This is a genomic window from Chloroflexota bacterium (genome assembly GCA_016235055.1).
Lineage (GTDB): Bacteria > Chloroflexota > Anaerolineae > JACRMK01 > JACRMK01 > JACRMK01.
On record JACRMK010000082.1, the window covers coordinates 25359 to 46686 of the forward strand.

Below are 21328 nucleotides of genomic sequence, written 5' to 3' on the forward strand. Positions count from 1 at the left end.
CCCCGTTAGTTTTTCCCCTTCGCCCCCGCGCGCGGGGGCGAAGGGGCCAGGGGATGAGGGGGCAACCTGGGGCCAGACTTCAAAATGCGAATTGCTGTTGCGGTCCGGTGCTCGCCGCGGCGCTCAATGCGCCGCCAGCACGACGCGCATGCGGCGCACGCCGTCGCGGATTTGCCGGGGCGTCAATCCGGCGTAGCCGAGCACCAGCCCGCCGCGCGTCAGCGGCCCCAGCGCATACTGCGACAGCGGCGGCGCTTCAATGCCGGCGTCGAGCAGGCGGCTGGACACGGCGCGGTCGTCCGCGCCGGGCGGCAGCCAGGCCAGCACATGCATGCCCGCCGCCGCGCCGGTGATTGACAGCCGCCCCTCGAGCTCGCGCGCGACCGAGTCCACCAGCGCGGCCTGGTTCTGCGCGTAGAGCGTGCGCATCTTGCGAATATGGCGCGCAAAGTGCCCCTCGCGCATGAACGCCGTCAGTACGGCCTGGTCCACCAGCGGCGACTGGCGGTCGGCCAACGCGCGCGCCGTGCGGAAGGTGGCCGCCAGGTCGGGCGGCGCGACGAGGTAGCCGAGCCGCAGCGAGGGAAAAAGCATCTTACTGAAGGTCCCGATGTAGATCACACGCCCGGCGCGATCCAGCCCCTGCAGCGCGGCCAGCGGCCGCCCGGTGTAGCGGTACTCGCTGTCGTAGTCGTCCTCCAGCACCCAGGCGCCTGCGCGCGCCGCCCATTCCAGCAGCGCGAGACGGCGCGGCAGGCTCATCGTGACGCCCAGCGGGAACTGGTGCGACGGCGAGACGTACACGATGCGCGCATCGGGCGCGCGCGCGATGCCGGCGCGCACGTCAAGCCCCTCCGCATCCACCGGCACCGGGCAGATGCGCGTGCCGGCGCCATTCAAGATGTTGCGCGCGCCGAGATAGCCGGGGTCTTCCAGCCAGGCCGCATCGCCGGGATCCGCCAGCAACCGCACGGCCAGGTCAATCGCCTGCTGCGAGCCGCCGACCATGATCACCTGCTCCGGCGCGCATACGACGCCGCGCGACGCGCCCAAGTACTCCGCGATCGCCTCGCGCAGCGGCAGGTAGCCGGCCGCGTCACCGTAGCCGAGCAGGTCCGCGCGCGCATGCCGCCAGAGGCGCATCGTCAACCGCGCCCAGGTGCGCACCGGGAACAGGTCAAGCGCCGGCGTGCCGGGGCGGAACGGGCGCGGCTTGGCCGACTCCGGTGCGGCTTCAACCGTCGTCGCGGCGACGGTCACGCCACGCCGCGAGAGCAAGCCGTCGAGCGGTCGCGGGCGCGGCGCGCGCGGTCGGCTCGGGCGCGCGCTGGCCGCCTCGTCCGGCAGGTCGGCGGCCACGTACGCGCCCGAGCCGACACGGCGCACGATGTAACCCTCCGCGGCGAGCTGGTCGAACGCGTTGACCACGGTATTGCGCGAGACGGCCAGTTCCGCCGCCAGCGCGCGGCTGGGCGGCAGCCGGACGCCCGCGCGCAGTCGCCCGGCGAGGATGGCGCCGCGCAACTGATCATACAACTGGCGGTACAGCGGTGCGCCGGCCGCCGCGTCGAGGTCGAGCGCGGCCAGCGAAATGAACGAGGTCTGGCGCGGCATGTGGCAGCTCCCAAACGTGAATTGGCCCTATCGAGCGAGCACAAATTGGCACCTGGCCCACCCATATATTGGCCCTATCAACTTAACATGAATTGGCTCTTGTGTCCACTCCAATTTTCGCTAGAATGGTGACTGTCGATGCATGATGCACCGAAGCGATGACTGGATGACAAGATGAAACAGTGACAGGGTGCCCTGGTACCCCCACTTTGCCAAGTCGCCCATTCATCTTGTCACCATGTCACCCGGTCATCTTGTCATCTGGTCGTCAGTCCAACACACAAGGAGAGCATGGAACTATGACACAGGCTAACGGAGCGGGCGGCAACGGGCACGGCCCGCAGCACGGCGCGGCGCAGACCGGCTCATGGACGGTCAAGGCCGGGCTGGCGCAGATGCTGAAGGGCGGCGTCATCATGGACGTGACCGACGCCACGCAGGCGCGCATCGCGGAAGACGCCGGCGCATGCGCCGTGATGGCGCTGGAGCGCGTGCCGTCCGACATCCGGCGCGACGGCGGCGTCGCGCGCATGTCCGACCCGACCAAGATCATCGAAATCATGGAGACGGTCAGCATTCCGGTGATGGCGAAGTGCCGCATCGGGCACTTCGTCGAGGCGCAGGTGCTCGAAGCGCTCGGCGTCGACTACATCGACGAGTCCGAGGTGCTGACGCCTGCCGATGAGGAGCATCACGTCCTCAAGTCGGGTTTCAAGGTGCCGTTCGTGTGCGGCGCGCGCAACCTGGGCGAGGCGCTGCGGCGCATCGGTGAGGGCGCGGCGATGATCCGCACGAAGGGCGAAGCGGGCACCGGCGATGTCGTGGAGGCGGTACGCCACGCGCGCGCCGTGATTGGCGAGATTCGCCGCCTGCAGGGGCTGCGGCCGGAAGAGTTGATGCGCACCGCCAAGGACATGGGCGCGCCGTACGAGCTGGTCAAACAGGTCGCCGAGACGGGCACGCTGCCGGTCGTCAACTTCGCGGCGGGCGGCATCGCCACGCCGGCCGACGCCGCGCTGATGATGCAGCTCGGCGTGGACGGCGTGTTCGTCGGCTCGGGCATCTTCAAGTCCGGCGATCCGGCCAAGCGCGCGAAGGCGATCGTCATGGCGACCACGCACTACAATAACGCCGGCATCGTCGCCGAAGTCTCACGCGGGCTTGGTGAGCCGATGGCGGGCATCGCCGTGCGCAGTATCGCGCAGGGCGAACAACTGGCCACGCGCGGCTGGTAGTCGCCGCGGAGCGCACGATGACCATCGGGGTACTGGCACTACAGGGCGCCTTCCGCGAGCATGTGCAGATGCTGCGGCGCATGGGCGTGCCGGCTGTCGAGGTGCGCCTGCCGGACGACCTGGCCGCCGTGGACGGATTGATCATCCCCGGCGGCGAGAGCACGACGATCGGTAAGCTGGCGCGCGCCTACGGCCTGATTGAGCCGATCCGGGCGATGGCGCAGGCGGGCAAGCCGGTCTGGGGTACCTGCGCCGGCATGATCTTGCTGGCCGCCGATATCGGGCCGGAGCCGCCGCATGTCGGCGTGCTGGACGTGCGTGTCCGGCGCAACGCGTTCGGGCGGCAGACCGAGTCATTCGAGGTCGATTTGCCGGTGCCGGCCGTCAACGGCCACGGCGAGCCGTACCACGCCATCTTCATCCGCGCACCGTTGATTGAAGCGGCCGGGCCGGGCGTGCAGGTGCTGGCGAGCCTGCCCGACGGCACGATGGTGGCGGCGCGGCAGCGCAATCTGCTGGCCACCAGTTTTCACCCGGAACTTACGAGCGACGACCGCTTCCACCGCTATTTCGTGGAGCAGGTGCGTGCCTGACAGGACGCACAAAGCGCCCTCGGCACGTGGACATCCGAAACGGCTCGGCGCTTCGCGCTGCCGGAGGAAGAGGTGTCGGCAACCTATGAGGAATCTAAAATCCACCGGTTCGCGGTGTTCGAGGACGGCAAGGGCGCCATACGGTCCGAGTGTCTGATCGGCGGGCGCAACCATTCACTGAGCGAGGCGTAGTGACGAACTTCCCCAAAGAAGACCGCAACCGGGTGGTACGCGTGCCGGAGCGCGGCCAGTACGACAAAGACGTCATCTATCCAATCATCGACGAGGCGCTCATCTGCCATGTCGCATTTGCGGTTGACGGCCAGCCGTACGTGATCCCGACATTGCACGCCCGCGACGGCGATAGCCTGCTGCTGCATGGCGCGACCACCAGCCGACTGATCAAACATGCTGCGGCCGGCAACCCGCTATGCGTAGCGGTCACGCATGTCGATGCGATTGTGCTGGCGCGTTCGGTATTCCATCATTCAATCAGCTATCGCTCGGCGGTGCTGTTTGGGCGCGGCCAATTGGTCGAGGGCGACGAGGCGAAGAATCGCGCGCTGGAGCTGTTCACCGAGCGGCTCATCCCCGGCCGCTGGTACGATGCGCGCGAGCCGAACACGCAGGAGTTGAAGGCGACCAGTGTCGTGCGCGTGCCGATCGATCTGGCGTCGGCGAAGATGCGCAGCGGCCCGCCGGGCGACGATGAGGAAGACCTGGAACTGCCGCACTGGGCCGGCGTAATTCCGGTGCGCACGGTGTACGCGGAGCCGGTTGACGCGCCGAACCTGAAGTCCGGCACGTCGGTGCCGGACTACCTGCGCGCGTTTCTGAAGACGCGCAACGGCTAATACTGTTTCAGTTTGATCATGTCCCCATGGCTGGTGGCAAGGCCGTTGTCGCCCCCTCATCCCCTGGCTCCTTCTCCCCCGCGCGCGGGGAGAAGGGGATAGGGGAGGTGATTGCCATATAGTGTTGACGCATACAACAATCGTTTGGGGACATACTCATCACAAAACAGTATTACTCCTGAGCCGGACACAGAACCTTTCATTCGCATCAACGCAGACCCTTCGGGTTTTGAAACCCCGAAGGGTTTTTGTGTTTATTCCGGCGGCAGGCTGTCCAGCAGGTTGGCCGGCAGCGCCTCGTCGAGCATGCGCTCCATGCGCGCGCGCAGCGCCGGCAGCCATTCCGGATGCGGCAGGATGTAGAAGCGGTCGGCGCGGATCGCCTCGAACACCGCTTCGGCATGCGCGCGCGGTGTCTGGCCGAGGCCGATGCGCCGCCCCGTCATTTGCGACCAGGCCGACTCCTGCGCCGTCGGCGCGCGGCGCGGCGCGGCATTCTGCAGCGCGGGCGGGCGATTGCGGTCGGCATCCTGTATGCGCGTGGCGACGAAGCCGGGGCACAAGACCGACACACGCACCTTGGTTGTGCGCTGCGCCAGTTCGTGATACAGCGTCTCGGATACGGCGACGGCGGCGAACTTGGATGCCTTGTAGATGCCGGAACCCGGGCCGTTGATCAGGCCGTAGATCGAGGCGGTGTTGACGATGTGCGACTCGTCGGGCTGCGCCAGTAGTCGCGGCACGAAAGCGCGCAGGCTGTTCACCACGCCGTACAAGTTGACGCCCATCACCCATTCCCAGTCGGCCGGCGTGCTCTCCCAGATGGTCGAGCCGCCGCCGACTCCGGCGTTGTTGAACAGCAGGTGAACCGCGCCAAACAGATCGTAGGCCCGCTGCGCCAGCATCTCTGTATCATCCGGTTTCGCCACGTCGCACTGGACGGTGATCGTCTGCGCGCCCTCCGCACGCAACTCGGCGGCGACTTGCGCCAGCGCCGCTTCCTCTATGTCCGCCAGCACGATGCGCATGCCTTCGGCGGCGCACTGCTCCGCCAGGCCCCGGCCGATGCCGCTGGCCGCGCCGGTGATGACCGCCACCCTGCCGTGAAACTGCTTCATGGAATCGCTCCTCGTGCCTGCCTGTGCCGCGTTAGACGCTCCACCAGAAGCCGGGCGGCAGCGCGGCCATGCGCACAGTATACGCGGCCAGCCGCCTCGCGCGCAAATGCGCCGTGTGTGGGCGCGCGCAAATACGCCTCACGTAGGGGCACATTGCATGTGCCCTGGGAGGCGGACGCGCAAAGGTGCCGTGCGCAGGGGCACATTGCATGTGCCCTGGGAGGCGGACGCGCAAATGCGCCGTGTGCAGGGGCACATTGCATGTGCCCCGTGGGAGGCGGACGCGATATTCGGGGCGCGTTGCACGCGCCCCGACGGACCTATGCCTCGCGTATGCAGTCCGCTCTGCCTTATGGTACACTACATGCATCATTGCGCCCCACGCATATCCGCGCTGTGTGGAGACTCGCTTGGATTCAACCGCCTCAGAGACGTCACCGCCTGTTCCTGGACCCGACGCGGAAGCACGCCCATTCGCGGCGTACGATGCGCTGCCCGCGCGCATGGCCGTGCTGGACGGCGACGGGCGCATCCTGTATGCGAACGATGCATGGCGCGCGTTCGGCATGCTGTTCAGCGACCCGCCGCACAACGCCGGCCCGGGCGCCGACTATGTCGACGCGTGCCAGTCGGCGGACGTGTTGAGCGAGGTGGCCGCGCGCGAATTCCTCGCCGGCTGGCGCGCCGTGCGCTTCGATCGCCAGGCACTGTTCGAGACGCCCTATGCGCACTCGATCGGCGGCCAGACGGTCTGGTTTCTCATGCAAGTCGCGCGCCTGAACCGTCTCGACCAGAACCTGTACCTGGTGTCGCATGCACGGCTGAGCACGGATGCCGATGCGCGCTGGATCGATCACGCCGGCGCGCTCCTCGACCGCATGCCGGCCGGGCTGATCATCACCAGCCCGGATTTCCGCATCACGCACTGGAACCGAGCCGCCGAGCGGCTGTTCGGTTACGCAGCCGCCGAAGCGCACGGGCGCACCCCGTACGAGCTGATCATGTTCCCGGAGGCGCGCCCGCGCATGCAGCGCGTGCTGTCGCGTGTGCAGGCCGGCGGCTTGACCGTCGCCAGCGTCGAGGCCTGCACGGCCAAAGACGGGCGCACGCTGCGCTGCGAATGGCGCATCACGACCATCTGCGACGCACAGGGCCGCATCCAGGGCATCTTCAACGTGGTGATCGATGTCGGCCAGCGCGACGACATGGCGGAGCATGAGCGGCAAGCCGCCGCGCGGCGCATGGCGCTGGCCGAGGTGGGCGATGCCCTGGCGCACGCCACGCTCGACATCGACCGGGTGCTGCCGCTGGTCGCGCGCCGCACGGCGGAGATGCTCGACGCCACCTGCCTGCTCATCATCTTTGGCGAGCACGCGCAGGACGACGAGATTGTCGCGATGCACAGTGTTGAGCCATCCACACTCAAATGCGGCATCGACCTGACCGGCGCTTCGCTGTCGCTGGCCGACGACTCGCTGGGTTACCAGCTTCGAAGCGGGAAGCCGATTTTCATGCCGGTGGTCAGTTCGGCCATGCTGAAAGGCGCGACGCCGGCTTCGGTGCACGCCCTGCTCGACCGGGTAGACTTCCGGAGCATCGTCGGCGCGTCAATGCGCGCGCGCGGCGATACGGTCGGCGGCTTGCTGGCCATACGCGCCGATTCGGTCACGCCGTTCCACCAGGCGGACGTCGACCTGCTGCAGGGCATCGCCGACCGGGCGGCGCTGGCCGCCGTGACGGCCCGCCAGCACCGTGCGCTGGAACTGCGCCTGCACGAGCGCGACGCCATGGTGCAGATCAGCAACGCGCTGGCCGGCACACTCGATCTCGAGCGCGTGCTCCAGATGATCGTCGATTACGCGCGGCAACTGATACCGCACGCCCGCACCGGCACGATCCATCTCTCCAACGCCGAGGGCACGCAACTGCGGGCGGCCGCCCGGTCGGCGGACACGAACCGCGCGATGACTGCGCCGGTGCTGCAGCCGGGCGAGGGAATCGCCGGGCACGCGTTTGCGACCAACCAACTCATCAACGCCGGAAACGCGAACGCGGACCCGCGCTTCGTGAGAGACCGCGCCGGCGGCGTCCCGTTCGCGTTGATGGCGGCGCCGATCAGCAGCGGCGCCGGGCCGCTCGGCACCATCAGCATCAGCAGCAAAATGCCGAACGCATTCAGCCCCGACGACGAGCGCTTGCTGGCCCGCCTGGGTGGGCAGGCGGCGCTGGCGATCACCAATGCGCGGCTATACCAGTCCGAGCGCGAGCAGCGCACGCTGGCCGAGGCGATGCTGGAAATTGCCACGACCATCAACAGCACGCTCGACTTCGATGAAGTCATCCGCCACGTGCTGGACAGCGTCGGGCGGGTGGTGCCCTACGAACTGGCCGCATTCTTTCCGCTTGAAAATGGCTGGCTGCGCGTCCAGGAATATCGCGTGCGGGCGAACTACACACTGCCGGCCGCCAGCGCGGCGCTGCGCGTACCGGTGGATCGGTGGCACAGCATGTCTGAAGCCATGCGCACCGGCCGCCCACACGTAGTCAGCGATACGACGACCGATCCGCACTGGTTGATCGCGCCCGGTGTGGAATGGACCCGCTCCAATGTCACCGTACCGGTGACCGGTCGCAGCGGCGTGATCGGCTTCTTGTCGCTGTCGAGCGCCAGCCCCGGCGCATACGGCGCGCTGCACGCGCAGCGCGCGCAGATGCTGGGCGACGTGGCGGCGATCGCGCTCGCCAATGCGCAGATGGCCGGCGACATGGCGCAGCGCGCCCGCCAGTTTGAATCGTTGAGCACTATCGCCGGCGAGTTGATGGGCGCTCCGGACCTGAATGACTTGCTTCTGACCATTGCGCGCAGCGCGATGGAATTGATCCATGCGCAGACGTGCAACGTGCACCTGTATGACGAGGCGACGGACACGCTGGAACTGACGACCGGCATCGGCTCGCCCTTCCCGTTCGGCTCGCGCCTGCGCGTGGGCGAGGGCATCACCGGCATGGCCGCCCGACTGCGCCATACCCTGCGCGCCGACCGCTACAACGCATCGCCCTACTACGACGCGCGCTTCGCGTCCGCCGAACTCGCGGCGGTTATGCGCATTCCGATGCTGTACGGCGGCCGGCTGGTCGGCCTCATCGCCATCAGCGAATACGGCGACAGCACCCGGACCTACACCGACGACGATGAGCGCTTGATGATGCTGCTGGCCGCGCAGGCCGCCGGCGCCGTCACCAACGCGCGCGCCACCCGCGACCTGCAGCGCGCGCTGGAACAGGAGCAGCGCACCCGCGCCCAACTGGTGCAGGCGGACAAGATGTCGGTGATGGGGCGCATGGTGGCTTCCGTGGCCCACGAGCTCAGCAACCCGCTGCAGGCGATCCTGACCGCGCAGTCGCTGGCGGCCATGGATATTCCGCCGGGCGGCCCCGGCCGCGAGTATGTCGACATCGCGCAGAACGAGTCGCGCCGCCTGGTGGAGCTGGTCAGTCGCCTGCGCACGCTCTACCGGCCGGCGGCCGCCATCAGGCTGCCGATCGATGTGGCGGCGTTGCTGGACGAGGTGGAGCAACTGCTGCGCGCGCACCTGCGCGACCAGCACGTGACGTGGCACTCGGCAGACGCCGGCACAGCGCTGCACGTGGTCGGCATCGCCGACCAGCTGCGCCAGGTTTTCATCAATATCTGCCTCAATGCGACCGATGCGATGCAGCCGCAGGGCGGCGCGCTCACGATCGACAGCCGCGTTTCGGCGGACGGGCAGTTGGCCGGGGTCATGTTCGCCGATAGCGGCCACGGCATAAAGGCTAACGACCTGCCGCACATCTTCGAGCCGTTTTTTACGACCAAGGAGTCGGGCATGGGACTCGGCCTGGCCATCTGCGACGATATCGCGCAGAAACACGGCGGGCACATCGACGTGCGCAGCGCGCCGGGTGAAGGCGCCACGTTCACGGTGTGGCTGCCGCTGGCCGCCGGCAGCGCGGACGGCGAGACGGTACCGGTTGGATAACGCGCCATGACGTGGTAGTATCTTTGGCATCGCAGCCAACGTTAGAATGAATACGAGACCGTTCCGCACGCAGGCGCCGGCCGCGCGCCCGGTGCGGTGCGAAGACGCGCGGCCGTTTTGCACACAGGGAGAGGAGAGGAAAGATGCGCAATTACCGAAGGGCAGTCCTCACGGGGCTACTGGTGCTGGCATTGGCCGCAGCCACGGCCGCCAGCGCCGCGTCGTTCATCGATCGGCAGGCCAACAACCCGCAGGTGCAGGGCGTCGCAAACTCCAACCTGACCGCCAGGTTCCCCACCAACAAACAGAACGAACCGACCGTCGCCGTCAACCCGGCCGATGAGCGCATTGTGCTGGCCGGTTCGAACGACGAGCAGCGCCAGCCGCCCTGCGGCCCCGGCTCCGTGCGCGGTCCGAACGCCGCGCCGAGTGATTGTTCATTCTTCCCGGACGTGGGCACGTCGGGCATCTACCGCTCGACCGACGGCGGCCAGACCTGGGCCAACCTCGGACTGCTGGACGACCAGCCGGCATGGCAGGCGTCCGCGCTCGTTTCCGACGGCGACCCGGTGATCGTGTTCGGCCCGCAGCCGGATGGCCAGGGCGGTTTCAGCTACGCCAACGGCGCGCGCGCCTATTACGCCACGCTCGCCTCGTACAAGTCCGGCCGCAGCCCGTACCCGCCGCAAAAAGCGCCGGAACTGATCGCCGTCTCATGGTCGGACGATAACGGGAGCACGTGGAGCGCGCCGGTCATCGTCGTCACAAAAAACAACCCGAACGACTTCAACGACAAGGAAGCGATCTGGGTCGATCGCCTGCCGTCTAGCCCGTACTTCGGCCGCGCGTACGTGACGTGGACGCAGTTCCGCTCCGCGACGTTCACGGGCTACGGCAATGAGCCGATCGCGGTGGCCGTCTCGGCTGACGGCGGCGCGTCGTGGTCTTCGCCAAAGCAACTATCGCCGGCCGGCAACAACGGCACGGGCAACGGTCGGCAGGGTTCGGCGGTGCGCAGCGGTCCGGACGGCGCCGTGTACGTCGCATGGGAGCAGGGCCCCGCGCAAGTGCTCGCAACCTCGCGCGACGGCGGCAACTCGTGGTCGCGGCCCGCAACCATCGCGCCGGTGAGCGACATCACTGATCCGATTCCGGGCGCGAACTTCCGCACCGACTCGTTCCTGAGCCTGGCGGCTGATCCGCGCGCGGGCACCACCACGGTGTACGCGGCGTGGGTCAACCGCACGACGGCGGGTGGCCGCGTGGTGGTGGCCAAGTCGGCCGACCGCGGACAGACGTGGAGCGCGCCGGCGACGGTCAGCACGGCCGCCGAAGGCTACGCCTTCTTCCAGGGCCTCGACGTTGCGCCCAACGGCCGCGTCGACGTCGGCTACCAGGCGCTGCTGGCAACGAACGCGAGCACGTTCGGCACCGGCAACGCCCAGATCGACTCGTATGTGACGTTCAGCGCCAACGGCGGCAACGCGTGGTCGGCGCCGCTCAAGGTGAGCAACGCCTCGTCCGATCCGGCGGCGAGCGCCCAGAACAACCTGGCGCGGCAGTTCTATGGCGACTACAATACGCTGGTGTCTACGAGTAACGCCGCGTTCTTCATCTATACGGACACCCGCAACGGCGTCGGCTGCCCGGCAGTCGATGCGTATCAGGCCGCGATCGCGGGCACTTCCGTCGTTCGCGGCGATATGGCTGACCGGCTGGCAACCCGGCTGGGGCAGAATCCTTACGCGAACGCACCAGCCATCAAGCCGGCGCCCGGCCTTGTGTGCCCGGCGCAGTTCGGCAACAGCGACGCGTACGTATCCAAGGTGAGTATGCCATGAGTATAGCCGACTCGCCCGGTGTAATCGCGCAGGTGACAGCCAGGCAGCGGCCTTGAGTGCTTTCGTGCGGTTCTGCGTGCAAGTCAAGTAGCTCTAGCATTTCGCGCTTTTCGTCGAAAGTCGGCGCATCCTTAAGCCGCGAGCGTATCAGGGCCGCAAAGCCTTTGATACGCTCGCGGTCTGCCTTTGTTAGCTCTCCCTGCGATACCTCGGCGGCGATTGCCTCGCGCTTGGCGCTCAATTCCTCTTTGCGCTTGCCCTGCGTTGCCAGTTCGGCGCGCAATGCTTCAAGCGCCGTCGCGTTGTCAGTCTCAGCAATGGACGCGGCGAGCCGGCGTATCTTGCCCTCAACATGCGCGAGCAATTCGTCGGCCTCGGCGAGCCGGGCGCGTTGCGTTTCGGTTTCGGCTGCGCGCGTTGCTGCCAATTCCTTTAGCCCGCTTTCGAGCCGTTGCGCGTTGGCTAGAATGGTAGTCACCCACTCCCATACCGCCGCGTCGGCGTCTGGCGAGCGAATCATACGCTCATGGCACAGCGCGTTTTTCATGTGCTCGCCTTCGGTGTGGCGATTGCAGACGTAGTAGCCATACTTGTTGACATTGGCCCCTGCCATGCGTCGGCCACAGCGGCACCGTAAATGCCCGGTTAGTAGATAGTCGCGTTTGCGCGGGCCGTGATAAGTCTGGCGGTTGCGCTCGCGTTGGCGTTGCGCGGCCTCAAATGTCGCGCCATCAATGATTGCCAGTTCGGGGAAGTGCGTTTCGTGGCCCATGTAAGACACGACGCCAATATACAGTTTGCTTACAAGCAGTTTCTTGAGCGTGCTTGGATACCACCCCTTAGACTTAAGCGGAGATTGCACGCCGCTCGCCATAAGCGACGCGCTTATCTGGCGCAGCGGCATTTTCTTATGCCCGTTGCGCCCCAGGTACATATCGAAAATGCGCCGCACGACCTCGGCTTTGTCCGGGTCAATCACAAGTCGCGCCGTCTTTTTCGCGCCCTCTTTGGAGTACCCATAAGTCACGCGCCCACCCCCAACCCACTTGCCCGCCTGCGCTTTCGCAACTTTGCCGCGCACTGTGCGCTCAACAATCTTGCGCCGTTCATCACCGGCGCTCTTTGCCTCAAGCAAGGCAAGCAATAGCTCGCCAAAGTTCGTACCCAACCGGCCCCGGTTACAGACGTGCAATTCTTTGCCCAACTTGGCAAGGCCGCGTATCAGAATGGGCGTGTCCCATTCGTCGCCCTCTTCGGGCGGCCGCACTAGCCTGTCAACCGCATAGCAAATCAGGGCGTTGGCCTCGCCGCTCTTGAGCATCTCGTAAGCCTGCTTGCCCGCCGGCCGGTACTCTATCGGCACGCTGCCGGTATAGTCATCCGCGAATGTGGCTGCTACCGTAAAGCCTTGCGCCTCAGCATACTTCTGGCAGGCCGCCAACTGCGTAGGCAGGCTGTAGCCCTTTTCGGCCTGTTCATCGGTTGACACGCGCGTATAGAGAATCGCCCGCTTGCTCATTGTCGCCCCCGATATGCCGCGTCAATCGTGAGCCGGGGCGGTTCACTACCCGCCCCGACAATGCCGAACGCCAGCGCCACGGCCCGCAGGGCATCGGCGTAGCCCTCGCGGTATGCGGCGTCCTGCGCGTTAGTCGCCATGCGGCAGGCCGTGGCCGTGTGCGCCGCGTCAATCGCGCGCAGCGTGTTAGCTATGTCGCCCGCGAACCAAACGGCAAGCCCGCTCATGCCCCGCTCACGTCCCGCGCAGCTTTGGCGCGCTTGCCCGAATCGGCAATCGCCGCGACGATGGCCGCCAGTTCGGCGGCCGTGAATTGCGATGCGAGTGCGGAATCGGCGCAGACTTGCCCGGCGATAAAGTCATAACGCAATTGCGGTGCGCTCGAATGCAACACGTCGGCGGCCCGCATGTCGCCCGTCCGGGCCGCTATCTGCCGTGCCAGTTCGTGAATGGTTGCCATGTGTGTAGCCTCCTTGTGTGTGTGGCGCTCGCGCGCCGTTTCGATTTTCGTTTCGCCGTGTTCGCTTCGATTCATTCGCTGTAACGTTTAGCTGCCTGCCGTGTCCCCTGCGTGCGGAAGGGCGGTAGTCAGCCGCCGCGAGCCGACAGCATCATAGAGACTTGCCAGCGTCGGGTACTGCGCCTCAAGGAATGTGCCGCCCGCCCGGCCCTGTTTCGTCGTGACATGCGGCTTGAGCATCGCCACCGCCCGCACCCACAGACTCGGCGGCAATCCCAACTCGCGCGCCGGCGGTATGCGGTTGGCCGACGCCCCCGCTTTGGAGATTGCCGCGCGTAGTAGTCGCATGGTCAACCGGCGGGCCGCCTCGCGCTCGCCGTCCTGCGGGTTTGTCTTTGGCATCACGGTAACGCCCTGCGCCGTGTGTACCGTGAGCATGTCGGCCTCGGCGTCAATCGTGGCCGCTTGACTGGCGTCAAAGTCGCCCGCGTCCGGTAGTCCGGGCGGTAGAAGTAGCTGCGCCGCGTGTGTGTTGCCGTCCCGCACAAAGACAACCGTCCCGGCCCGGCTTTCCAGAATCGAATAGCGCAGCCGCCGCCCCTCCAACGTCTGCCGGTAGGCAAGCCATGCACCCCAACCGATGCCGGCGAGAATTGCAATAAGCGCCACAGGCCACAGCACCGCGTAGAAGTCAGCCGCGCGCCGTGCGAGTTCGGCATCCTGCGCCGCCTGCCGCTGCGCCCGCTCAAGATTGGCCGCGCTCGCCGTCGCCTCGGCGATAGCCCGCGCGCGCGTGATGGCCTGCGCCTCGGCGGTTGCGGTTGCCTGTGACTGCCGCTCGGCGAGTGCCAGCGCGTCGGCGGTAGCGGTCATGCGGAATGCGTAAGCGGCTTGCGCCTGTGCGGTCGCTTTGGCCTCGGCGGCGGCCGTCGCCTGCGCGGCGTCCTGCGCTTGGCGTGTCTGGCGAGCCTCGGCGGTTGCCCGCGCCGCCTGTGCGCTCGCCGTGGCTGTCTGTGCGCGCCGGGCCGCTTGCATCTGCGCGCCGGCCGCGTCGGCCGTGGCGCTCAGGTCTGGCGTGTCTGTGCCGTCACAGGCCACAAGCGCCAGCGCGAGTATCAGCCATGCGGTTAGTGTTGCCGTGTGTTTCATGCGAACCTCGCCGCCCAAACAAAAAGCGGGCAACCCGCCATAGGTAGGCAGGTTGCCCGCATTCGAGTAAAATGCAGTCAGCCCTGTCGCTATCTCTGGTAGCGGTTGGGTTAGTGCCGTGGGAGTGCGTCCAACACTTGCGCGGCACGTCTTACGGATTCAATTGTCTTACTTCAAGGCAATTATACCATAGCTTGTCAAACCTTGCGCTTTCGCCCGCGCCGCTCGCCTTTGGCGCGTTGCTCTTTCAGGTAGGCTAGTAGCGACTTGCGGCTAACCTGCCATGTCTCCCCAAACTTCTGCGCCTGAACCTCGCCGGCGCGAATGATGCGCCGCAAGTGGTCAAGGTGATACCCGCTCAACTCGGCGGCCGCGCGTGTGGTAATCCAGTCCTGCGCCATAATCGCCCCCAATTCCAGTGTACCGCGATTATACCCCGTGGCTATGCGGTTGTGAAGGTGCGCCCGGCTTGCCCCTACTCGCCGCCGGCCGTTGCTGCCAGCCGCGCCGCCCGGCGTGCTTCCCGCTTGCGCTCGGCGTCCTGTGCGGCGAGTGCCGCCGCGTCCTGCGCGGCCTGTTCCTTGCGGTAGTCAAGCGCCAACTCAATCAGGGTATGCGAGCCGATTTTCATAAAGCCGGGCGTCGCGTCATCTTTGGCAAGCGCCCCGATTTCCTCTTCGGGCGTGACGCCCGCTGCCTCGCGCGTGGCGAGTTCGGTAAGTGTGATGGGCGTCTCACCCAACAGGTAGCGCGATAGCCAGTCGCGCGCCGACTTGTCGCCCGCTTTGGCGTCGGCCACCGCGCGCGCCACAATCTGCCGCCAATCGTCAAGCGTGATGCTGTCGGCCATGCTCGCCAGGTACGCGCGCTCTGTCGCTCTCGGCGGCCGGCCCGGTCCGCCCGGATTGCCCGCCGTGAATGTGCCGTCTGCGTTTCGATAGTCTGTCATCTTGCCTTGCCTCCGATATTGCGCCGTCTAAACGGGCGCACTTGGGACACCGCACCGCTCGCGGCGTCCATTCCGTTACCGTCCACTGGTAGCCGCATACAGGGCATGTCAGCGTGATTTTCACAGGCCCCTCATGGGTTAACCAATGGTATGCCATTGGTATACCGTATGCTTACCTTGAGCAAGCCCCTCAATTCGCGTTTCGCTTCTCTTCGCGCGGCGCGGCGCGGCTCCCAAATATCTCTTTGCGCTCGCGCCGTTCCTCGGCGTGCCGTTGACGTTGCCGCTCGGCGGCGTCTGCCGCGCCATTCGCGCGCGCGACGGCCTCCAAATCCGCACCCTCACACGCGCGCCACGTCTCGCCCTCGCGCGTGACGATTGCCCATACCTCACCTGTTCGGGCGTCCACAATGCGCGCCATGCGTGCCAGCGCCCGCGCTATCGTCGCTGTGCCGCGTCCGGTACGCTCGGCGAGTTCGGCCACGCTTAGCGCGCCGCTTTGCAGTTCCCCCCACACTTGCCCGGCCGTCTTGTCGCCCCGAAATGCGACATGCGTACACTTCCTCACAGGAAGGGGTATGGAAGTGTACGCAGTTGTAAGGGCGGGCGAAAGCCGAAAGACGGTTGACAGCGTGGCGGTAGCGGGTTTTTCGACAGCCAGCATACCAGCCGTTACTAGCCGATGCGTGGCGCGTGAAGCCGTCAACTTGTCCACTTGCGCGAGTTCTGCCAGCGTGCGGCAGGGTGCGGCATAGAGCGTGGCCCCGGCTGTGTGTGCGATATTGGCATGGGCGAGAAAGACAGCTCTATCGGTTGCGCCGGTGCGTCCGGGCCATGCGCGCGCGCTTGCCCATGCGATAGCTTGCGCGGCCATCTGGCGCGCGGGGGACGTGTGGGCGCTCGCGTAGCGTGCCGCCGCCCCGAATGAGTGGCGTAGGTAAGCCTCGGCGCGTTTGGGCGACGCGGCGTAGAGTTCTGCAAACTTGCCCCCGGCCGGGTAGCGAATGAACAGCGACAGAATGCCGGGGAAGTCAAAGCCCGAATTGATAAGCGACGTGATGACGGCTTGCTCGGCTTCGCTGCGTGACGGGTAACGGTCAATGCCCTCGCCGCTCAATAACGCCCATGCTCGGCGGGAGAAGCGCGCGCGGGCGGGCGTGTCTGCGGAAACTTGCGCCGACGTTTCGAGCGTGGGCACGATGGGCAACAGGTCGCGCGGGTCAATCGGCGGCAACTGCCGCCAATCGCCGGCGGTCAATTGGTAACGTGCCTGCCCGATGGTGGACGGCGGGGCGGCCACATACGCGCCGCACCCGAAACGCAGTTCGCCTTTGCCCATGTCGGGCGACAGGTTGCGCGCGTTGCCGGATAGCGGGCGCGTAAAGCGAACGTAGAAATGTCGCCCGCCGCTCGGCGTCGCAATCGTCGGGCAGTCCCCCGCGTCTATGCCCATGCCCGCCAGGTAGCGTGCGATGCGCTCGGCGGTGCCCGGCATGGCGTCATCGTCGGCGTCCAATACAGCCAGCCGCAAGCCGCCGCCGCACCGTAGCGCGATATTGGCGTCGGCAGGCGCATCGCGCCATTGCTTTGCCGGCGGCACTGTCGGCCAATCCGATGCGTGCGGCGCTTTGCCGTCGGGCACAAGTGGAATAGGGTCATAGTCAAGCGCCACATATACCGCGCGGGCGCTGGCAACGTTGCGGCGCATGGTCAATCGAAAAGTGGCAACTGTGCGCCGACTGTCTCGCCGTCGTGCGCCCACTCGGCGAGCGACAAAGCCCATTGCTCACCGAATCCGCGAGCTACCCGAAAGCCGCGCGTCCAAATCGTAGCCATGCTCGCCCGGTAAGTGCGCCCGGTCTCTGCGGCCGTGACATGCACCCACCGCGCGCCCGCGCGCTCGGCATCGTGCAACGTGCTCAAGTCGAATGCGATGGCCGGCGGCTTTGTGAGGAAGTGCCCGGCGCGTAGCGTTTTGTAGAAGGTATCGCCGCGTACATGCCCGACTATCACCCGCCCGACTCGGATTACCACCGCGCGCCGGTTGGTGCTATCATCGGCCTTAGAACGTGATGCGCGCCCGCGCACAGGATTGGCCGCCCGGTTGCCCGCCGGGCGGTTGTCTTTTGTCAGCATATCGGCCCCCGCTTGGCGCGTGGCGCTCTGCGCCTCAGCGTGCTTGTGGCGGCCGGTTCGGCGCTGGCAGTCGGCGCAGCGTCGGCCCCCGATGGCCGCCAATTGAGAATCAGCCAATAGGCGCGCGCTAGTAGCCGCGCTTGCTCGCGCTCGGCGTCAGTCGGCATATACATCAATAATCATCATTAGGCGTATCATGCAGTCGCAAATGCAATTGTGCCGCTCAAGCCACCGCACTGAAACATCCACATCGAAATCGTGTTTTTCAAGCCACCGGCGCGTATGGCGCACTGCGTCGCAGCGGCCCTCACAGTCGCACCCCATCGGGTTGTCATCTGTGATTGGCAGCACCGTTGCCAGGTAGTCAATCAAGAATTCAAGCGACTCGGCGTCCATGATTCCCCCTGTTCGTGATAGTGGTCAAACCCCTAGGGGCATCACGCCCCGGTATCAGGCTGTGGCGTCATCGCGCACCCCCTCGGCGGCCTGCGTGCCGGGCGTCGTGGCCTCGGCTGGCAGTAAGCCGCGCCGCATCAAATCGCCGCGAATCACAAAGCGGATTTGCTCGCGCGGGTCGCGCATTTCCGAATATGACACGCGCGCTAATGCCTCGGCTTCCGCGCGTGAAAACGTTACTAGAAATCGCGTCATGTGTCCCCCTGTAAAATGCGAATGGCTCATGTCATCTAACTGACATGAGCCATTATTGCACGCCCGCAAGGAAGGAAAAAGCCGCTAGGGTATTTTCTTCTTTTCCTTCTCCCTGTGCGCTTTCACCTCGCGCATTATCCCTTTGTCGGCCTTATGGCGCTTAAGCCTAAGTCGTGCATCTTCTAGCAGCTTCACACCTGCTTTATCCTTACCGTGTTTCCAGGCTATTTGTTCAGCAATCTCTTTCCAGTATCGCCCATCGCGCGCCCTTAGTTCCTCACCTTCTTGTGCTTTCGCGAGCCGGTAGATTAGCTCAGTATGGTCAAGTTTCGTGCGCCCCGGCCCGCGCTTGGCGTCGCTTGGCGTGGCGGGCGGCCCGCCGGTTGCATCGCTCGGCTGCTGCCCGGTTATCTTCGATGCATCGGCGTATTCGCGCGAAATCTCAGATAGCCACCGATTGAAGAATTGAACCAGGCTGTCTGGCCTGTCGTACATTAGGTGCGCAGTCACTTCGATTACCCGGCTATTCATCGGAATCACGTCAACCACGATGTACGGACCGTACATCTCGACCTGTCCGCCTGTCACATGTCCCCCGATTACTGACCAATGCCTGTCACTCTCTGCGCGCATTCCACCTAGCTTAATCTCGCCGCTTTCTGTTTTGAAGCTTGTCCTCCCCGGCCAGGATAGGCTGCTTGTGTTCAAAATCCAGTCCTGAAAATCCTTTGGAGTCGATTCTATCCTGAACGTGCGCACGATTGCCATATTGCCCCCGCAAAACAAACGCCCTCGCGTGATTGGACACGCAAGGGCGCAGGTGCTATGATTTCCCTGCCGATGCGCGTACACGCATTAGGCCATAGCCGCAGGTGTTAGCCCACCGTGCGGCGTTTCTATTTCGTTATCGCGTTGCGGGCGGTTCGCTCGCGCCGACATGCAGGGCGACGATAAAGCGCCCGTCCACATAGCCGCGTACCAGGCCGATGATAACTTGTGTCACAGTCAGCCCGGCGGCCGCCGCCTGCGCGTCTAGCGCCTCGGCGAGTTCGGCCGGCAGGCGCGCGGCGATAGTGTGGGTAGTCGGCTTGGCGGGTGTCTTTCGTTTCGTCATGGCTACAGTATACTCCCGGTTTACTTTACATGTCAAATTCTGTATAATGCAGTTTGACATAACAGCTATAGTGCGTGCCTCGGCTAGGTTTACAGTTTTCGGGCATGAGAAACGCCAATAGGCACAGGCATTCCCGCATATGGCCCGCAAACCGTCGCGCAATAAAACACGCCAAATAGGACATAACCCCCACTTTCAGCCCAAATAACGGCGGCCTGCCCGTTTCGAGCAAGGCGCTTTTTGGCGCGGTTCGCGTCAGAAATGCTAGCCTTTGCCAGCAGGCCCGCCCGCCTGCGGAATTGCCACGTGTGCGCAATTGCGCACATTCGATACCACCAGCAGGCCCGCCCGCCTGCGGAATTGCCCCGACAATTTGCCGGACGTGATGCGCCATTTTTCACCCCCTGTTTTCATTGGGGAATTGGGTATGTTTTTTGCCCTATCGTGCGTAGGATGGCCCCAGGCGGGCGAGTTTGCTTTCAACGTGTCACAGCACCTTTAACCGTTCCCGGAACCGTGCGAGCAAGTCCCGGCGCTCGGCTATCGGCGTTGCCCGATACTCGCGTATGAGCGTCTCGGCGAGCCGTACCGTTGCCTGCCGCTGTGCCGGCGTCATCTGGCGCAGCCAGGCGGTAAAGTCCTCATACGTCATGCGCTTTGCCATGTGGCTACCTCGCGCCTGCTAACAAAAGCTAATATTTCGGCCGCCCCCGCGCAACGCCCCGCCACGCTTCACCGCGTGCGCTCTGGCGCGCGTTTGGCGTGCGGCAGTTCATCTATGCCCCGACTGCCGCAAACGTGGCGCTAGGGCGTGGCGTGCGCTTGGCAGGCCCGGCCGGTCGTGCCAATGGTATAATGGCCGACATGGAAAGTCGGGTAGCTATCGTGTCCCGTACACTGTCTGTCCAAAGTATCGCTGCCGTAAGAGCAGCATCACGATATTCTGAAGAGCGCCTTGTTAGTCCTGGACGCTTCGAACCGCACGGCTCGAAGCGTCCACTTTTTCCCAGCGAGTCAGACCGGGGATTGTGCGAGGCGAGCACCAGACGGAATCTGCTCGACAGCCGAGCAATCTGGAACCTTCCCGGTCATTCGAGCGTCTAGCGAGTAGCCGACGGTATCCGACGGGGCCGATCGGCCCGGCACACTTTCTTCCGTCAGGCAAGAGACCCACATGGACATTCGAATTACGCTGGTAGCGAGCTTCGCGCTGGTCGCCGCGCTCGCCGCGTGCGGCGCCCCGGTGCCTACGCCCAATGACTTCCCACCGCCGCCGACCGGCTGGCCGACCGCGCAGGCCGGGCGACCGACCGCCACGCCGATCGCATCGGCAACGCCGCGCCCGACCCCGCCGACCGCCACACCCGCCAGCGGCGGCGCGCCGGGAGCGGCCACGCTGCGGCCGCCGCTGATGACGCTGGCACGCATCGAGAGCGTGCAGGTCCGCATCCTTGAGGGCGTTCCGACGCGCGTGCAAGCGGTCGTGCGCGGCGCCTTCCCGGACGGCTGCACGAGCATCGCCGGGATTGTGCAAGGCCGCGACGGCAACCGCTTCATCATTACGGTCAACACAAAGCGCCCGGCCGATGCGATGTGCACCATGGCGCTCGTGCCGTTCGAGGACGTGGTCGAGTTGAGCATGCAGGGCCTGCCGAGGGGCACCTACACGGTCGTCGCCAACTCAGTCGAGGCGTCGTTTACGTTGACGCAGGACAACACGGTCTCGACGCTGCCGCAGGTGGCGACGCCGCACCCGCGTGTCGCATGGAGCGACGCCGAGGCGCTGATCCTCGCCGGGCAGGCCAGCGAAATCATGCAGACCCATGCGCTGGAGGTAACGCTCTGGCTGAAGGATGGCCGGACGGTGGTCTCCACCGAGCCGCGCATTGACGCCGCGCTGGCGGTGATACGGCGGTGCGGCGCCGCCTGCGCCAACACGCGCTACGCAACGGAGTGAGCACCCGGCAAGCGAACCGCCCCGCTGCAGCAATTCTCATTTTGGAGTCGGCTGCCAATATGCCCCCTCATCCCCTGCCCCTTCTCCCCCGCGCGCGCGGGGGAGAAGGGGCAAAGCTA

Annotated in this window: 21 protein-coding genes; 6 read left to right on the forward strand and 15 right to left on the reverse strand. The window is 65.7% G+C overall.

Annotated elements, in window-relative coordinates:
- Positions 1–123: 123 nt before the first annotated feature.
- Entirely contained in the window at positions 124–1614 is a 1491-nt protein-coding gene (locus HZB53_19980; protein ID MBI5879933.1) for a PLP-dependent aminotransferase family protein, read from the reverse strand.
- A gap of 299 nt (positions 1615–1913) precedes the next feature.
- On the opposite strand from HZB53_19980, the gene pdxS reads away from it, so the two are divergent.
- The 3 genes from pdxS to HZB53_19995 all read left to right on the forward strand — a co-directional run bounded on the left by pdxS (position 1914) and on the right by HZB53_19995 (position 4296).
- Positions 1914–2849, forward strand: a complete 936-nt coding sequence (gene pdxS / locus HZB53_19985; protein ID MBI5879934.1) for a pyridoxal 5'-phosphate synthase lyase subunit PdxS — start codon at positions 1914–1916, stop codon at positions 2847–2849.
- 17 nt (positions 2850–2866) lie between these two features.
- Positions 2867–3442 carry a pyridoxal 5'-phosphate synthase glutaminase subunit PdxT gene (pdxT, locus tag HZB53_19990; GenBank protein ID MBI5879935.1) on the forward strand — a complete coding sequence of 192 codons (576 nt, stop codon included), beginning with the start codon at positions 2867–2869 and terminating at the stop codon, positions 3440–3442.
- 191 nt (positions 3443–3633) lie between these two features.
- Positions 3634–4296 (forward strand): pyridoxamine 5'-phosphate oxidase family protein, encoded by a 663-nt coding sequence (locus HZB53_19995; GenBank protein ID MBI5879936.1) that lies wholly within the window; start codon positions 3634–3636, stop codon positions 4294–4296.
- Positions 4297–4550: 254 nt separating this feature from the next.
- Here the strand turns inward: HZB53_19995 and HZB53_20000 are convergent, their stop codons facing one another.
- Positions 4551–5414, reverse strand: coding sequence for an SDR family NAD(P)-dependent oxidoreductase (locus HZB53_20000; protein MBI5879937.1), 864 nt, complete (start codon positions 5412–5414; stop codon positions 4551–4553).
- A 410-nt stretch (positions 5415–5824) separates the two neighbouring features.
- On the opposite strand from HZB53_20000, the gene HZB53_20005 reads away from it, so the two are divergent.
- Positions 5825–9433 (forward strand): GAF domain-containing protein, encoded by a 3609-nt coding sequence (locus tag HZB53_20005; protein MBI5879938.1) that lies wholly within the window; start codon positions 5825–5827, stop codon positions 9431–9433.
- A gap of 143 nt (positions 9434–9576) precedes the next feature.
- Positions 9577–11274, forward strand: coding sequence for an exo-alpha-sialidase (locus HZB53_20010; protein MBI5879939.1), 1698 nt, complete (start codon positions 9577–9579; stop codon positions 11272–11274).
- On the opposite strand, the gene HZB53_20015 is transcribed toward HZB53_20010, so the two are convergent.
- From HZB53_20015 to HZB53_20075, 13 genes are all read right to left on the reverse strand, one after another.
- The gene (locus HZB53_20015) at positions 11195–12793 is read right to left on the reverse strand and encodes a recombinase family protein (GenBank protein ID MBI5879940.1); all 1599 of its coding nucleotides are present in this window, start codon (positions 12791–12793) and stop codon (positions 11195–11197) included. The genes HZB53_20010 and HZB53_20015 overlap by 80 nt on opposite strands.
- Positions 12790–13020, reverse strand: coding sequence for a hypothetical protein (locus tag HZB53_20020; GenBank protein MBI5879941.1), 231 nt, complete (start codon positions 13018–13020; stop codon positions 12790–12792). The genes HZB53_20015 and HZB53_20020 overlap by 4 nt, the downstream gene beginning before the upstream one ends.
- Positions 13017–13253, reverse strand: coding sequence for a hypothetical protein (locus tag HZB53_20025; protein MBI5879942.1), 237 nt, complete (start codon positions 13251–13253; stop codon positions 13017–13019). The genes HZB53_20020 and HZB53_20025 overlap by 4 nt, the downstream gene beginning before the upstream one ends.
- Before the next feature lie 87 nt (positions 13254–13340).
- Complete coding sequence (locus HZB53_20030) at positions 13341–14402, reverse strand: hypothetical protein (protein MBI5879943.1); 1062 nt, start codon at positions 14400–14402, stop codon at positions 13341–13343.
- Positions 14403–14599: 197 nt separating this feature from the next.
- Positions 14600–14803, reverse strand: coding sequence for a helix-turn-helix domain-containing protein (locus HZB53_20035; protein MBI5879944.1), 204 nt, complete (start codon positions 14801–14803; stop codon positions 14600–14602).
- A 74-nt stretch (positions 14804–14877) separates the two neighbouring features.
- Positions 14878–15351, reverse strand: a complete 474-nt coding sequence (locus HZB53_20040; protein MBI5879945.1) for a hypothetical protein — start codon at positions 15349–15351, stop codon at positions 14878–14880.
- 190 nt (positions 15352–15541) lie between these two features.
- Positions 15542–17059: a bifunctional DNA primase/polymerase gene (locus HZB53_20045; protein ID MBI5879946.1), complete on the reverse strand. Its 1518-nt coding sequence runs from the start codon at positions 17057–17059 to the stop codon at positions 15542–15544.
- A 2-nt stretch (positions 17060–17061) separates the two neighbouring features.
- Positions 17062–17487: a hypothetical protein gene (locus HZB53_20050; GenBank protein MBI5879947.1), complete on the reverse strand. Its 426-nt coding sequence runs from the start codon at positions 17485–17487 to the stop codon at positions 17062–17064.
- 156 nt (positions 17488–17643) lie between these two features.
- Positions 17644–17883: a hypothetical protein gene (locus HZB53_20055; GenBank protein ID MBI5879948.1), complete on the reverse strand. Its 240-nt coding sequence runs from the start codon at positions 17881–17883 to the stop codon at positions 17644–17646.
- A 54-nt stretch (positions 17884–17937) separates the two neighbouring features.
- Positions 17938–18138, reverse strand: a complete 201-nt coding sequence (locus HZB53_20060) for a hypothetical protein (GenBank protein ID MBI5879949.1) — start codon at positions 18136–18138, stop codon at positions 17938–17940.
- A gap of 84 nt (positions 18139–18222) precedes the next feature.
- Positions 18223–18906: a hypothetical protein gene (locus HZB53_20065; GenBank protein MBI5879950.1), complete on the reverse strand. Its 684-nt coding sequence runs from the start codon at positions 18904–18906 to the stop codon at positions 18223–18225.
- A 136-nt stretch (positions 18907–19042) separates the two neighbouring features.
- A complete protein-coding gene (locus HZB53_20070) occupies positions 19043–19252 on the reverse strand; it encodes a hypothetical protein (GenBank protein ID MBI5879951.1) in 210 nt (69 codons plus the stop codon).
- 487 nt (positions 19253–19739) lie between these two features.
- Positions 19740–19916, reverse strand: a complete 177-nt coding sequence (locus HZB53_20075) for a hypothetical protein (GenBank protein ID MBI5879952.1) — start codon at positions 19914–19916, stop codon at positions 19740–19742.
- Positions 19917–20426: 510 nt separating this feature from the next.
- Between HZB53_20075 and HZB53_20080 the strand changes: the two genes are divergently transcribed.
- Positions 20427–21209, forward strand: coding sequence for a hypothetical protein (locus HZB53_20080; protein MBI5879953.1), 783 nt, complete (start codon positions 20427–20429; stop codon positions 21207–21209).
- Positions 21210–21328 lie beyond the last annotated feature (119 nt).

Excerpts from the sequence above, each read along its gene's own strand:
- HZB53_19980 (MBI5879933.1), bottom strand. The coding sequence starts at position 1,614 with ATGCCGCGCCAGACCTCGTTCATTTCGCTGGCCGCGCTCGACCTCGAC.
- pdxS (MBI5879934.1), top strand. The coding sequence starts at position 1,914 with ATGACACAGGCTAACGGAGCGGGCGGCAACGGGCACGGCCCGCAGCAC.
- pdxT (MBI5879935.1), top strand. The coding sequence starts at position 2,867 with ATGACCATCGGGGTACTGGCACTACAGGGCGCCTTCCGCGAGCATGTG.
- HZB53_20000 (MBI5879937.1), bottom strand. The coding sequence starts at position 5,414 with ATGAAGCAGTTTCACGGCAGGGTGGCGGTCATCACCGGCGCGGCCAGC.
- HZB53_20010 (MBI5879939.1), top strand. The coding sequence starts at position 9,577 with ATGCGCAATTACCGAAGGGCAGTCCTCACGGGGCTACTGGTGCTGGCA.
- HZB53_20015 (MBI5879940.1), bottom strand. The coding sequence starts at position 12,793 with ATGAGCAAGCGGGCGATTCTCTATACGCGCGTGTCAACCGATGAACAG.
- HZB53_20020 (MBI5879941.1), bottom strand. The coding sequence starts at position 13,020 with ATGAGCGGGCTTGCCGTTTGGTTCGCGGGCGACATAGCTAACACGCTG.
- HZB53_20025 (MBI5879942.1), bottom strand. The coding sequence starts at position 13,253 with ATGGCAACCATTCACGAACTGGCACGGCAGATAGCGGCCCGGACGGGC.
- HZB53_20030 (MBI5879943.1), bottom strand. The coding sequence starts at position 14,402 with ATGAAACACACGGCAACACTAACCGCATGGCTGATACTCGCGCTGGCG.
- HZB53_20035 (MBI5879944.1), bottom strand. The coding sequence starts at position 14,803 with ATGGCGCAGGACTGGATTACCACACGCGCGGCCGCCGAGTTGAGCGGG.
- HZB53_20040 (MBI5879945.1), bottom strand. The coding sequence starts at position 15,351 with ATGACAGACTATCGAAACGCAGACGGCACATTCACGGCGGGCAATCCG.
- HZB53_20045 (MBI5879946.1), bottom strand. The coding sequence starts at position 17,059 with ATGCGCCGCAACGTTGCCAGCGCCCGCGCGGTATATGTGGCGCTTGAC.
- HZB53_20050 (MBI5879947.1), bottom strand. The coding sequence starts at position 17,487 with ATGCTGACAAAAGACAACCGCCCGGCGGGCAACCGGGCGGCCAATCCT.
- HZB53_20055 (MBI5879948.1), bottom strand. The coding sequence starts at position 17,883 with ATGGACGCCGAGTCGCTTGAATTCTTGATTGACTACCTGGCAACGGTG.
- HZB53_20060 (MBI5879949.1), bottom strand. The coding sequence starts at position 18,138 with ATGACGCGATTTCTAGTAACGTTTTCACGCGCGGAAGCCGAGGCATTA.
- HZB53_20065 (MBI5879950.1), bottom strand. The coding sequence starts at position 18,906 with ATGGCAATCGTGCGCACGTTCAGGATAGAATCGACTCCAAAGGATTTT.
- HZB53_20070 (MBI5879951.1), bottom strand. The coding sequence starts at position 19,252 with ATGACGAAACGAAAGACACCCGCCAAGCCGACTACCCACACTATCGCC.
- HZB53_20075 (MBI5879952.1), bottom strand. The coding sequence starts at position 19,916 with ATGGCAAAGCGCATGACGTATGAGGACTTTACCGCCTGGCTGCGCCAG.
- HZB53_20080 (MBI5879953.1), top strand. The coding sequence starts at position 20,427 with ATGGACATTCGAATTACGCTGGTAGCGAGCTTCGCGCTGGTCGCCGCG.